Annotated in this window: 12 protein-coding genes; 5 read left to right on the plus strand and 7 right to left on the minus strand. The window is 62.9% G+C overall.

The genetic code is table 11. The features are described from left to right. Positions 1–10: 10 nt before the first annotated feature. Both ffh and EQW76_RS12225 read right to left on the minus strand, forming a co-directional pair. On the minus strand, positions 11–1,597 hold the full coding sequence (gene ffh, locus EQW76_RS12220) for a signal recognition particle protein (protein ID WP_142824653.1): 1,587 nt from the start codon (positions 1,595–1,597) through the stop codon (positions 11–13). A 920-nt stretch (positions 1,598–2,517) separates the two neighbouring features. Next, complete coding sequence (locus tag EQW76_RS12225; RefSeq protein WP_142824654.1) at positions 2,518–2,802, minus strand: GIY-YIG nuclease family protein; 285 nt, start codon at positions 2,800–2,802, stop codon at positions 2,518–2,520. A gap of 125 nt (positions 2,803–2,927) precedes the next feature. Between EQW76_RS12225 and dapF the strand changes: the two genes are divergently transcribed. From dapF to EQW76_RS12250, 5 genes are all read left to right on the plus strand, one after another. Beyond that, on the plus strand, positions 2,928–3,833 hold the full coding sequence (dapF, locus tag EQW76_RS12230; RefSeq protein WP_142824655.1) for a diaminopimelate epimerase: 906 nt from the start codon (positions 2,928–2,930) through the stop codon (positions 3,831–3,833). Then, on the plus strand, positions 3,830–5,104 hold the full coding sequence (mtaB, locus tag EQW76_RS12235; RefSeq protein ID WP_142824656.1) for a tRNA (N(6)-L-threonylcarbamoyladenosine(37)-C(2))-methylthiotransferase MtaB: 1,275 nt from the start codon (positions 3,830–3,832) through the stop codon (positions 5,102–5,104). The genes dapF and mtaB overlap by 4 nt, the downstream gene beginning before the upstream one ends. Before the next feature lie 14 nt (positions 5,105–5,118). Next, positions 5,119–6,639: a signal recognition particle-docking protein FtsY gene (gene ftsY / locus EQW76_RS12240; RefSeq protein ID WP_142824657.1), complete on the plus strand. Its 1,521-nt coding sequence runs from the start codon at positions 5,119–5,121 to the stop codon at positions 6,637–6,639. Positions 6,640–6,712: 73 nt separating this feature from the next. Continuing rightward, complete coding sequence (locus EQW76_RS12245; RefSeq protein ID WP_142824658.1) at positions 6,713–7,366, plus strand: septation protein A; 654 nt, start codon at positions 6,713–6,715, stop codon at positions 7,364–7,366. Beyond that, positions 7,363–7,950: a DUF2585 domain-containing protein gene (locus tag EQW76_RS12250; RefSeq protein WP_142824659.1), complete on the plus strand. Its 588-nt coding sequence runs from the start codon at positions 7,363–7,365 to the stop codon at positions 7,948–7,950. The genes EQW76_RS12245 and EQW76_RS12250 overlap by 4 nt, the downstream gene beginning before the upstream one ends. Before the next feature lie 170 nt (positions 7,951–8,120). On the opposite strand, the gene EQW76_RS12255 is transcribed toward EQW76_RS12250, so the two are convergent. The 5 genes from EQW76_RS12255 to ccmA form a co-directional block, all read right to left on the minus strand. Then, on the minus strand, positions 8,121–8,729 hold the full coding sequence (locus EQW76_RS12255) for a DsbE family thiol:disulfide interchange protein (RefSeq protein ID WP_142824660.1): 609 nt from the start codon (positions 8,727–8,729) through the stop codon (positions 8,121–8,123). Beyond that, on the minus strand, positions 8,729–8,899 hold the full coding sequence (gene ccmD / locus EQW76_RS12260) for a heme exporter protein CcmD (RefSeq protein ID WP_142824661.1): 171 nt from the start codon (positions 8,897–8,899) through the stop codon (positions 8,729–8,731). Before ccmD ends, EQW76_RS12255 begins: the two co-directional genes overlap by 1 nt. A gap of 4 nt (positions 8,900–8,903) precedes the next feature. Continuing rightward, positions 8,904–9,665, minus strand: a complete 762-nt coding sequence (locus tag EQW76_RS12265) for a heme ABC transporter permease (protein WP_142824662.1) — start codon at positions 9,663–9,665, stop codon at positions 8,904–8,906. Positions 9,666–9,723: 58 nt separating this feature from the next. Then, positions 9,724–10,383 (minus strand): heme exporter protein CcmB, encoded by a 660-nt coding sequence (gene ccmB / locus EQW76_RS12270; protein WP_111219658.1) that lies wholly within the window; start codon positions 10,381–10,383, stop codon positions 9,724–9,726. 1,021 nt (positions 10,384–11,404) lie between these two features. Further along, entirely contained in the window at positions 11,405–12,043 is a 639-nt protein-coding gene (gene ccmA, locus EQW76_RS12280; RefSeq protein WP_142824663.1) for a heme ABC exporter ATP-binding protein CcmA, read from the minus strand. Between the last annotated feature and the right edge of the window lie 202 nt (positions 12,044–12,245).

The following is a 12,245-nucleotide window of genomic DNA, read 5'->3' on the forward strand; positions in this document are numbered from 1 at the left end:
GGGCGCTCCCTTACTTCTTCTTCGGCAGGCCGGGCAGGCCAGGAAAACCACCGCCAAGGCCGGGAAGCTTGGGGCCGCCGAGACCCGGCAGGCCACCCATTCCACCGCCCATGCCACCAAGCCCGGGCATGCTGCCGGGACGGCCGAGGCCAGCCGCCTCCGCCTGCTTCTGCAGGGCTTCCAGCTGCTTCGGATCGAGGCTGGAGAGATCGGGCATGCCGCCCATTCCGCCCATGCCGCCGAGGCCCATCTTGCCGGCAAGGCCACCCATCATCTGCTTCATCATGCCGCCCTTGCCCTTAGCCCCCATGGCTTTCATCATGTCGGCCATCTGGCGGTGCATCTTCAGGAGCTTGTTGATAGCGGCGGAATCGGTACCGGAGCCGGCGGCGATGCGCTTCTTGCGGGAATGCTTGAGGATATCGGGATTGGCGCGCTCGGCCTTGGTCATCGACTGGATGATGGCGATCTGGCGGCCAAACAGCTTGTCGTCGAGGCCGGCGGCGGCCATCTTGTCCTTCATGCCCGACATGCCGGGCATCATTCCCATGATGCCGCCCATGCCGCCCATCTTCTGCATCTGGCGCAGCTGGTCGGCGAGGTCGTTGAGGTCAAACTTGCCCTTGGCCATCTTGGCGGCCATGGCGGACGCCTTCTCGGCGTCGATATTCTCGGCGGCACGCTCGACGAGCGAGACGATGTCGCCCATGCCGAGAATGCGGTCGGCGATGCGGCGCGGATGGAACTCTTCCAGCTCGCCCATTTTTTCGCCGGTACCGATCAGCTTGATCGGCTTGCCGGTGACGGCGCGCATCGAAAGGGCCGCACCGCCGCGGCCGTCGCCGTCCATGCGGGTCAGCACAAGACCGGTGATGCCGACGCGCTCGTCGAAATTCCGGGCAAGATTCACCGCGTCCTGGCCGGTCAGGCTATCGGCGACCAGCAGGATCTCGTGCGGGTTCGACTTGCGCTTGATCTCGGCCATCTCGACCATCAGCGGCTCGTCGATATGGGTGCGACCGGCGGTGTCGAGGATGACGACATCGTGGCCGCCAAGGCGGGCAGCCTGCACCGCGCGGGCGGCAATGTCTGTCGGTGACTGGCCGGCAATGATCGGCAGCACGTCGATGGAGGCCTGCACGCCGAGCTGGCGCAACTGCTCCTGGGCGGCCGGGCGCCGCGTATCGAGCGATGCCATCAGCACCTTCTTGCGGTCCCGTGTCGTCAGCCGGTGGGCAATCTTGGCCGATGTCGTGGTCTTGCCCGAGCCCTGCAGGCCGACCATCATGATGACGACGGGGGCCGGCGCATTCAAATCGACGCCGACGCTGTCGGCACCGAGCATCTCGATCAGCTCGTCATGAACGATCTTGACGACCATCTGGCCGGGCTTGATCGACTTCAAGACTTCGGCGCCGATGGCCTTTTCACGGACGCGATCGGTAAAGCCACGCACGACGTCGAGCGCCACGTCGGCTTCGAGAAGAGCACGGCGAACCTCGCGCAGCGCTGCGGAAACATCGGCTTCCGACAAAGCGCCACGGCCGGTCAGTCCATTCAGAATGGAGCCAAGTCGGTCCTGGAGGTTTTCAAACATCAGCTCTTCCTTCTCGCTTCCGATTTTTTGACCGCATATCGCCTCAGGGCATCGCGCGGCGTCGGCCGGAAACTTTGTTCTTTTCCTTGACGAAAACAAGACGCAAAGCCAAAAAGCACCCGAGGGCGCATCGCGCTGTCGGGTGTTGACCTCCGGGATCCAATTCCCTTGCGGGGTCCCGGTCGGCGGCTAGGAGGCTTGAGCTCGTCGCAGATGGGCGCGGTAAACAGCAATTGGGCGGGAAAGTCAAGATCGGCGAGGAAATTGCCCGGTCGCGAGCGGGGGATGGGTAATTCCGGGGGGGCTGTGCTTGTTTTGGGAAAGCCCGGCCCTTGGGGTTCGTCATCCTCCGGCGGTCGCTTGCGTTTGGATCCTCGGGTCAAGCCCGAGGATGACGAGCCCCGGGGGTGGGGCTGCCGTGTGGCGGTGGTGCGGGATGGGTGGTGCGGGGTGGTCGGTCTTGTCGGCCGGCCTTTAGCGGGTGACCGTCATTCTGTAATTGGCGCCCCCAAACATAGTCCTTGCTGTGGCAAAGCCCAGCCCACCGCACTTCGTCATCCTCGGGCTCGACCCGAGGATCCAGGCGCAAGCGGTGCGGCATTCGTGGTGAACGCATGGCACGCATGCCGCCTACCCCGGTTTTCCGCTAAGCCGGGGCCCCTGAAATACTTACGGTGGCTTGCGTTTGGATCCTCGGGTCAAGCCCGAGGATGACGAACCCCGTGGGTGGGGTTGCCGTTTGAAGGTGGTGCGTGTGGACGGTATGGGGCGGTGGTGCTGGGTGGTTGGTGCGGGCTTGTCGACAGGCTTTAGCGGATGACCGTCATTCTGAAGTTGGCGCCTCAAACGCAGCCCTTGCATCGACAAAGCCAAGCCCCCACAATTCGTCATCCTCGGGCTCGACCCGAGGACCACCATGTTCACCACAGCTCGTAATACAGGTCCCTCCAATCCGGGTTGGTTTTTTCGATCAGATCGATCTTCCATTGGCGATACCAGCGCTTGAGGGACTTTTCGCGCTGGATGGCGTCCTGGATGTTGAAGTGCTCTTCGTACCAGGCCAGTCGCCGGCAGCCGTATGTGGCGGTGAAGCCGGGGGTGAGGGCTTCGCGGTGTTCGTGGATGCGGCGTGCGAGGTCCGAGGTCACTCCGATGTAGAGGGTGCCGTGCTTGTGGTTCGTGACGATGTAAGTGTAGTCGGTCATAGGCTCAATGTGCTCGCTTAGGTTGCTATTGGTCAAGCTTGGCGAGGCAGGCGGCCTGTCTTGCGCCAAGACTGGTAATTCGCGGCCATTTCCGCCATATACAGGCTCCAACAATGGAACGTCTGATGGGTGACACGGTCGAATTTGCGCGCATGAACGGGCTTGGCAACAAGATTCTGGTCGTCGACATGCGCGGTCGCAAGGACAAGGTGACGCCGGCGGCAGCGATTGCGCTGAATGCCGATCCGGCCACGCAATTCGACCAGATCATGGCCATCCACGACCCGAAGGCCCAGGGCACCGACGCCTGGATCGACATCCTCAACTGCGATGGCACCAAGGCTCAGGCCTGCGGCAATGGTACGCGCTGCGTCGTGCAGGCGCTTTCATCGGAGACCGGCCGCAAGGTTTTCACCTTCCAGACCGTCGCCGGCGTCCTCAATGCAGTCGAGCACGATGATGGGACGATCTCGGTTGACATGGGCAGGCCGGTGTTCGAATGGGACAGGATCCCGCTGTCGGAAGAGTTCTTCGACACCAGCCGCATCGAACTGCAGATAGGCCCGATCGACGCGCCGATCCTGCATTCGCCTGCCGTGATGTCGATGGGCAATCCGCACGCGATCTTCTGGGTCGAGCGCGACGTGATGTCCTACGATCTCGCCCGTTTCGGACCGATGCTCGAAAACCATCCGATGTTTCCCGAAAAGGCCAATATCACACTGGCGCAGGTGACCTCGCCGTCGTCTATGATCACCCGCACCTGGGAGCGCGGCGCCGGGCTGACGCTTGCCTGCGGATCTGCCGCCTGTGCCGCCGGCGTCAGTGCTGCGCGCACCGGCCGCACCGGTCGCACCGTCGAGATCGACGTTGCCAGCAGCGTGCCGCGCGGCAAGCTTCAGATCGAGTGGCGCGACGACGATCACGTCGTCATGACGGGTCCGGCCGAATGGGAGTGGTCGGGCAGGGTCGATCCGGCGACAGGCGTGTTTTCGCGCGACGAACAATCCGAAGTGGCGTCGGTGCGGTGAGCGGCGTCGAGGTCATTACCTTCGGCTGCAGGCTCAATACCTACGAATCCGAAGTGATGCGCGGCCAGGCTGAGAAGGCCGGGCTGAACAATGCCATCCTCGTCAACACCTGCGCGGTCACCGGCGAGGCCGTGCGCCAGGCGCGCCAGGCGATCCGGCGGGCGCGGCGCGACAATCCGCATGCCCGCATCATCGTTTCAGGTTGTGCTGCCCAGACCGAGAAGCAGACATTTGCCGAGATGCCCGAGGTCGACATGGTGCTCGGCAACGAAGAAAAGCTGACCCAAACCTCTTACCGGGCATTGCCTGATTTCGGCGTTTCGGCGGAAGAAAAGCTGCGCGTCAACGACATCATGAGCGTCCGCCACACGGCGCCGCAGATGGTCAAACACATCGACGGGCATGTGCGCGCCTTCATCCAGGTGCAGAACGGCTGCGACCACCGCTGCACTTTCTGCATCATTCCGTATGGACGGGGCAATTCCCGCTCGGTGCCGATGGGATCAGTTGTCGAGCAGGCGCGCCAGCTGGTGGCGTCAGGCTATGTCGAGATCGTGCTGACGGGCGTCGATGCCACCAGCTATGGCGGCGACCTGCCGGGCCGGCCGACGCTGGGGATGCTGGCCAAGACCCTTTTGCGCCAAGTGCCCGAAATCCGCCGGCTGCGGCTGTCGTCGATCGACAGTATCGAGGCAGACCGGCACCTGATCGACCTGATCGCCGACGAGCCGCGCTTCATGCCGCATCTGCACCTGTCTCTGCAGCATGGCGACGACATGATCCTGAAGCGGATGAAACGCCGCCATTCGCGTGCCGAGGCGCTCGCCTTCTGCGCCGAGGTCCGGCGGTTGCGGCCGGGTATCAGCCTCGGCGCCGACATGATCGCCGGCTTCCCGACCGAGACAGAAGCAATGTTCGAGAATGCGGTGAGTATGGCGGAAGAAGCCGGCATCGCCCATCTGCATGTGTTTCCTTATAGTCCGCGGCCGGAGACGCCGGCAGCGCGCATGCCACAGCTCGACCGGGCCGTCGTCAAGGAGCGGGCAGCCCGGCTGCGTGCCACTGGTCTTCGGCTGCAGCAATCCCATCTGGATGGCATGGTCGGCACGACGCAATGGCTGCTTGTCGAAAACAACGGTATGGCGCATACGGAAAACTTCACGCTTGTCGCGGCTCCGGGCCTTGCGCCTCGTGCGCTAGTCCCGGCCGTCATCACCGGCCACGACGGCAAGCGCCTCGATATACAACTTGACGCCGCAAACGCGGCCTGACTGACGGAATTTTCATGGCGATCGGTTTCATCAAAAAAGTCTTCACCTTCCGCCACGACCAGCCGGGCTTCAACGAGGTTCCGGCCGAGTTGCTGCCGGACGAAGACAAGGGTCTTGCCGCAGAGCTGGAGCCGAAGAGCCGCGAGGAGCACCTGCCCGAGGCTGCCGATCCGGTCTTGCCGGCGGAAATGGAGACAGCCGGTGGGCCTGCGGCCGATGGGATCGTTGGCGATGCCGAGGACGATACGCCGCCGATCCTGCCTGTCGTCACTGCGCTGGACGATCTCGGCGTCACACCACTGGCGTTGCTCGAAGCCGAGGCTGAGATTCCCGAGGGTGGGGCGACACCCCCCTCTGTCCCTGCGGGACATCTCCCCCGTAAGGGGGGAGATCAGACGGAGAGTGGCGCGGCTCCGACGACAATCGTCGACAGCCTGGCTGATTTAACATCCAAGGCCGCTCCGGCGCCAATATCCCCCCTCGTGGGGGAGATGTCGGCGAAGCTGGCAGAGGGGGGCGAACTGGCGTCGCAGCCAACCATCCCGTCCCCTCCCATTCTCCCCAAAGGCTTTTCCACCGGTCCCGCCATCGTCGCGCCCGTCCCCGAATCCCCGAAGACCACCTGGTTCCAGCGCCTGCGTGCAGGCCTGTCGCGGACCTCGTCGCAGCTCACCGGCCAGATCACGGCGCTGTTTACCAAGCGTAAGCTCGACGACCAGACGCTGCAGGACCTCGAGGACCTTCTGATCCAGGCCGATCTCGGCGTCGAGACGGCCTTGCGCATCACCGATGCGCTGGCCTCGGAGCGCTACGGCAAGGATGTGTCCGGCGAGGATGTCAGCCGCATCATGGCGGCCGAGATCGTCAAGGTGCTGAAGCCGGTGGCCAAGCCCCTGCAGCTCGACCTCAGCCATAAGCCGCATGTTATCCTAGTGGTCGGCGTCAACGGAACCGGCAAGACCACGACGATCGGCAAGCTGGCGTCCAAACTGTCGGGCTCCGGCCTGAAGGTGATGGTTGCTGCCGGCGATACGTTCCGCGCCGCAGCCATCGAGCAGCTGAAGATCTGGGCCGACCGGACGAAGTCGACCTTTGTCGGCACCAAGATCGGTGCCGATGCCTCCGGTCTCGCATTCGACGCATTCCAGCAGGCGAAAGCCGATGGCACCGACGTCTTGATCATCGACACTGCCGGCCGGCTGCAGAACAAGAAGGAGCTGATGGACGAGCTCGAAAAGATCGTCCGCGTGCTCGGCAAGCTTGATCCCGAGGCGCCGCACACCGTGCTGCAGACGCTGGATGCGACGACCGGCCAGAATGCGCTCAACCAGGTCGAGATCTTCCGCAATGTTGCCGGCGTTAACGGTCTTATCATGACCAAGCTTGACGGCACCGCCCGCGGCGGCATTCTTGTCGCCATCTCGGCCAAGCACAAGCTGCCGGTCTATTTCATCGGCGTCGGCGAGGGGGTGGACGATCTGGAGCCGTTCGAGGCGGAAGAGTTCGCCCAGGCGATTGCGGGGATCGACGGATAGCAACCGGCGCCATAGATAAGCCATCGACGCCGATCATGGCGCAACGGGATTTGGACCAAGGTCAGGACGGATAATGACGAGCAGCGAAAGCGACGTAACACCCAGCACGGCGGATCGTCAGAATCCGATGTTGAAGATGGCGCTCGAGATCGGGCCGCTGATGGTGTTTTTCTTTGCCAACCTGCGCGGCCCCTGGCTGGTGGCGCAATTTCCGGCGCTTTCAGCGCTGGGCGGTCCGCTGTTTGTCGCCACCGGGTTGTTCATGGCCGCGACGATCGTGTCGCTGATCGTCTCGAAGTTCGTGCTCGGCCACCTGCCGATCATGCCGTTCGTCTCCGGCATCGTCGTGCTGGTATTCGGCTCGCTGTCGATCTACCTGCAGGACGAGACCTTCATCAAGATGAAGCCGACGATCATCAATGCGCTGTTCGGCTGTGCGTTGCTCGGTGGCCTGCTGTTCGGCAAGTCGCTGCTCGGCTATGTCTTCAATGCCGCCTTCCAGCTCGATGCCGAGGGCTGGCGCAAGCTGAGCGTACGCTGGGGCGTCTTCTTCCTGTTTCTTGCCGTGCTCAACGAAGTCATCTGGCGGAATTTCTCCGATGATTTCTGGGTCGCTTTCAAGGTCTGGGGGACGATGCCGATCACCATCCTGTTCACGCTTTCGCAGATGCCGCTGATCATGAAGCACACGGTGCAGCCGCCTGCTGCCACGGACGCGGAGAAATGACGGTCGTCGACCAGACGTACCGGGCAAACCGCCACACCGCGTGGTTCGTGGCATGCCTCGCCGTGCTTCTTGTGCAGGTCCTCGCCGAGCACCTGATGGGCCGGGTTGCCATCTGCACCTGCGGCTATGTCAAATTGTTCGAGCCTGCGGTCAATTCCAGTGGCAACTCGCAGCATCTCGCCGACTGGTACACGCCGTCGCACATCATTCACGGCTTCCTGTTTTTTGGCCTGACGCATCTGATCATGCGGGCCAAGCCGCTGTCCATGCGGCTTTTCGTTGCCATGCTGATCGAATCGGGCTGGGAGATCCTCGAGAACTCGCCCATCATCATCGACCGCTACCGGGCGACGACGATCTCGCTCGCCTATGTCGGCGACAGCATCCTGAATTCGGCGATGGATACCGTGTTCATGGCCGTCGGCTTCGTCTTTGCCTGGCGGGCGCCCGTCTGGCTGACGATAGCAATCGCCATCTTCTTCGAACTCCTCACCGGCTGGCTGATCCGCGACAACCTCACCCTGAACGTGCTGATGCTGGTCTGGCCGGTCGACGCAGTCAAGACCTGGCAGGCGGCGCTTTAGGTCTGGCAGGCTGCGCTGTAAAATCTCGTTTTCAAAGGGTTACCCCACGCCCCTCATTCCTGTGACAAGTACAGGGATGAGGGAGGAGAGGGCGGCGACTGACGCGTTTGGGGTAGCCAGGTGCGACTGGTCGCCCGCCGCGCGGTGCGGGCAATAGCAAGCGTATGATGCTACGAACCGTGTCCCAGGGCCTTGTCGATCGCCGGGTACAGGCCTTCCCTGAGGCTGAGAGTATCGAACGGGCCGACGCGTTTGTAGACGATGGTGCCGTCGGGGGCGACGAGATAGGATTCGGGGATGCCGTAGACGCCCCAGTCGATTGCGGCTGCGCCCTTCGGATCGATGCCGATGGCCTTGAACGGATTGCCGAGTTCGCCGAGGAAGCGCAAGGCATTCTCCGGCTGGTCCTTGTAGTTGATGGCAACCACATTCAGCCGCCCGTCTTTCGCCAGTTCCTTCAGCAGCGGATGTTCCTCGCGGCAGGGAATGCACCAGGATGCAAAGACGTTGACCAGCGTCAGCTTGCCCTTGATCGCCGCATCCGTCAGCGCCGGCAGATTGGCGCCATCGAGTGGCGGCAGCGCCAGCGACGGCGCTTTCCGGCCAATCAGGGCCGAGGGAATCGTGGCGATGTCCTTGCCGTGAAAATCCTGGTCGTAGAGCATTTTGCCAGCCGTGCCGGCAATCACCCCGAACACCAACAGCGGCAGCAGGGCTGCGGCATAGCGGCCGATACCGCGCGACTTTGGCGCCGGGTCCTGATCGGTGCTTTCGGCCATCAGGATGTGACTTCCTTGTTGCGCTGCGAGCGCCGGCGGATGCCGGAGGCTTCCAGCGCCGCCAGTTCGCGGCGACGCAGGCGACCGTCGATCCAGGTCCAGCCAATGAGTGCGATCACGGTCAGTGCGGCAAAGCCGTAGGAGCCATAGACGTAGAAGGCGTGGTCCATCGGCTCAGCCCTCCCGGCTTGCCATGCGGGCGGCAAGGCGGCGCTGGGCGGCTATGCGGCGGCGCCAGATCTCATTGCGGATCGCCATCAGGTGCAGCGTGAAGAATAGTAGCGTAAAGGCCAGCGCCATGACGAACAGCGGCCAAAGAAATTCCGGCGCGATGGTCGGGCCGTCCAGCCGCACGATGCTTTCCGACTGGTGCAGCGTGTTCCACCATTCTACAGAAAACTTGATGATCGGGATGTTGACGAAGCCTACGAGGATCAGCACTGCGCTCACCCGCGCACCGCGCGAGGGATCGTCGATGGCGCGATTGAGCGCGATCAGGCCGAGATACATCAGGAACAGGATGAAGACGGAGGTCAGGCGGGCATCCCAGACCCAGTAGGTGCCCCACATCGGCTTGCCCCAGAGCGAACCGGTCACCAGCGCCAGCAGGGTGAAGGCGGCACCGAGCGGGGCTGCGGCCTTGGCAGCAACATCGGCCAGCGGATGGCGCCAGACCAGCGTGCCGATGGCAGCCACGCTCATCACCGTATAGCACATCATCGACAGCCAGGCGGCCGGCACGTGGATGTACATGATGCGCACGGTGTCGCCCTGCTGGTAGTCCGCATCCGTCGAGAAACAGAGGTATATTCCGATGACCGAGAGCATCGCCGTCAGCGCAGCCAGCCAGGGAATGACGCGGCTTGCCAGCGCCAGAAACCGGGTCGGGTTGGCCAGATCGGAAAACCGGCTCAGTGTCGGGCTGACTTCGCTCATCGATTTTCCTTAGCGCGATATTGTGAAGCCTGCAATTCAAACGCTGCTGGCAAGGCGATCAATCCGGCGTGCTCCTGAGAGCCAGGGCTGCTGCGGCCGGTCCGAGGACTGCGAAGAACAGCGTCAGGGCGATGAGGATCAGGAAGGGCGGCAGGAACGGCGCCGGGCCTTCGACGGCGGCATAGGTGGCCGAAACACCGAAGATCAGCACCGGGATAGCCAGCGGCAGGATCAGGATCGACACCAGCAATCCGCCGCGCGGCAGGGCAACGGCAACGGCCGCCCCGACCGCGCCGATCAGCGTGATGGCCGGCGAGCCGACCAGTAACGTCAGCATGGTGGCGCCGATCGCCGTCTCGCTCATGTTCATGAACAGCCCCAGCAGCGGCGAGGCGATCACCAGCGGCAGCCCGGTGGCCGTCCAGTGGGCCGCGCATTTGACGAGCACGGTCAGCACCAGCGGCGTTTCCTGCATCAACAGCAGATCGAGCGAGCCGTCATCGCGCTCCGCCTGGAACAACCGGTCGAGGCCGAGCAGCGCCGACAGCAGCGCGCCGATCCAGACGATGGCCGGTCCGATGCGGGCAAGCAGTTTCAGGTCCGGCCCGACACCGAAGGGGATTACGGCAACGACGGTCAGAAAGAACAGCACCCCGATCAGCGCACCGCCGCCAGAGCGAACGGAAAGCTTGAGGTCGCGAAGAAAGAGCGCAATCATCGTTTGCCTCCGACATGGCGAGGGCAGTTGCAAGCTTCGGAGGGCAAGGCATCCACCTCCCTCATTCCTGTGCTAGTCACAGTAATCCCGTCGCCCAAGTCTTTGGGCGGAAAATTCTTTGCCGAACAGCGGTGAGTCGTCTCACGGCGCAGACGCGCCGTGGCTGGATTCCTGTGACGAGCACAGGAATGAGGGAAGAGGGGGTTGGGAATGAGGGACATATTGTGGGCCTGCACGTGTGGGAGAGAGGTCGCACGGTCAGAGTGTGGGGTTGGGAGTGGTAGGGGCCAAGCGATCAATCGCATGACTCCTCTCCGGAAGCAGCAAAACCTGTCATCACCGGACCGCATGCGATGCCCAGCCCGATTGGCTTGTGCATTGCGACCAGTGTTTCGGGAGGGCGCTGCATCCACCTCCCTCATTCCTGTGCTTGTCACAGGAATCCAGTCGCCCAAGTCCTTGGGCGAAAGCCTCTTTGCCGAGCAACAGTGAGTCGTCTCACGGCGCAGACGCGCCGTAGCTGGATTCCTGTGACAAGCACAGGAATGAGGGAAGAGGGGGTTGGGAATGAGGGAGATATTGTGGGCCTGCCCTTGTAGGGGAGAGGCCGCACCGTCAGGGAGGGCGGTCGGGAGCACCAGAATCCCGGCGATCAATCGCATGACTCCTCGTCGAAGGCCGCAAAACCTGTCATCGCCGGCCCGCATGCGATGCCCAGTCCGATTGGCTTGTGTATTGCGACCAGTGTTTCGGGAGGGCGCTGCATCCACCTCCCTCATTCCTGTGCTTGTCACAGGAATCCAGTCGCCCAAGTCCTTGGGCGAAAGCCTCTTTGCCGAGCAACAGTGAGTCGTCTCACGGCGCAGACGCGCCGTGGCTGGATTCCTGTGACGGGCACAGGAATGAGGGAAGAGGGGAGAGGGTAAGGCAGGGGTACTTGTACGTGTCCGGTGACCCCGCTCTTGTTGTGGAGGTGGCGCGTGAACATCGGGATGGCTTGGCAGCGGCAAACTTGGAACCATCAACCCCATACTCCCTCATCCACACCGACAAATCCGGTCATCGCCAGTTCGCGGGTGTTATCCAGTCCGAGGGGCTGGTGGGTGGCTGCGAGGACAATGCCGCCGCGCTGCTGGTGCTTGGTGATCAGGTCGGCAAACAGGAGGTCGGCGTTGGCGTCGAGGGCTGCCGTGGGTTCGTCGAGGATCCAGACCGGGCGGTGGGCGACGAGCAGCTTGGCGAAGGCCATCCGGCGCTGCTGGCCGGCGGAGAGGTAGCCGAAGGGCAGGTGCAGGATGGCGGCAAGGCCGACGGCCTCGGCTGCTTCCTCCACGGACACCCCGCCGTCAGACCCGAGGAACGTGCGCCAGAAGGACAGGTTCTCGGCGACGGTAAGCTCGTTTTTCATCGCGTTGCGGTGGCCGAAATAGTGGCTGACCTCGCCCACCGGACGCTCCGATTCTCCTGCCCCGTCGACGCAGACGATCCTGCCCTTTTCGGCCGCCAGAAGACCGGCGACAACACCCAGGAGGGTCGATTTTCCGGAGCCGTTCGGGCCGGTTAATATCAGGGCCTCGCCGGCTCGCAAGTGAAAGGAAATGTTAACGAAAATCAGATCTTCGCCCCGCCTGGCAGCCAGGTTTTCGGCACTCAGATGCATTGGCGGAGGCTTTCCCGGTTGGCATGACGCATGTGCAAAAAATTGTCCGATTTTGGGCTTGCCTGCTATGGCAAGTTTTTTGGAAATTATCTATAAGACCTGCAACCACGCCAGCGGTCGGCGTGAACTTCATCCTAGCGCCGAACTTGCGGTTGTCTCAAGGCAACCTCACGTGCGGACAGCGGAAATGGCCGTACCCGCA

It is taken from the genome of Rhizobium sp. rho-13.1 (assembly GCF_007000305.1).
Lineage (GTDB): Bacteria > Pseudomonadota > Alphaproteobacteria > Rhizobiales > Rhizobiaceae > Rhizobium > Rhizobium rhododendri.

Excerpts from the sequence above, each read along its gene's own strand:
- ffh (WP_142824653.1), bottom strand. The coding sequence starts at position 1,597 with ATGTTTGAAAACCTCCAGGACCGACTTGGCTCCATTCTGAATGGACTG.
- EQW76_RS12225 (WP_142824654.1), bottom strand. The coding sequence starts at position 2,802 with ATGACCGACTACACTTACATCGTCACGAACCACAAGCACGGCACCCTC.
- dapF (WP_142824655.1), top strand. The coding sequence starts at position 2,928 with ATGGGTGACACGGTCGAATTTGCGCGCATGAACGGGCTTGGCAACAAG.
- ftsY (WP_142824657.1), top strand. The coding sequence starts at position 5,119 with ATGGCGATCGGTTTCATCAAAAAAGTCTTCACCTTCCGCCACGACCAG.
- EQW76_RS12245 (WP_142824658.1), top strand. The coding sequence starts at position 6,713 with ATGACGAGCAGCGAAAGCGACGTAACACCCAGCACGGCGGATCGTCAG.
- EQW76_RS12250 (WP_142824659.1), top strand. The coding sequence starts at position 7,363 with ATGACGGTCGTCGACCAGACGTACCGGGCAAACCGCCACACCGCGTGG.
- EQW76_RS12255 (WP_142824660.1), bottom strand. The coding sequence starts at position 8,729 with ATGGCCGAAAGCACCGATCAGGACCCGGCGCCAAAGTCGCGCGGTATC.
- ccmD (WP_142824661.1), bottom strand. The coding sequence starts at position 8,899 with ATGGACCACGCCTTCTACGTCTATGGCTCCTACGGCTTTGCCGCACTG.
- EQW76_RS12265 (WP_142824662.1), bottom strand. The coding sequence starts at position 9,665 with ATGAGCGAAGTCAGCCCGACACTGAGCCGGTTTTCCGATCTGGCCAAC.
- ccmB (WP_111219658.1), bottom strand. The coding sequence starts at position 10,383 with ATGATTGCGCTCTTTCTTCGCGACCTCAAGCTTTCCGTTCGCTCTGGC.
- ccmA (WP_142824663.1), bottom strand. The coding sequence starts at position 12,043 with ATGCATCTGAGTGCCGAAAACCTGGCTGCCAGGCGGGGCGAAGATCTG.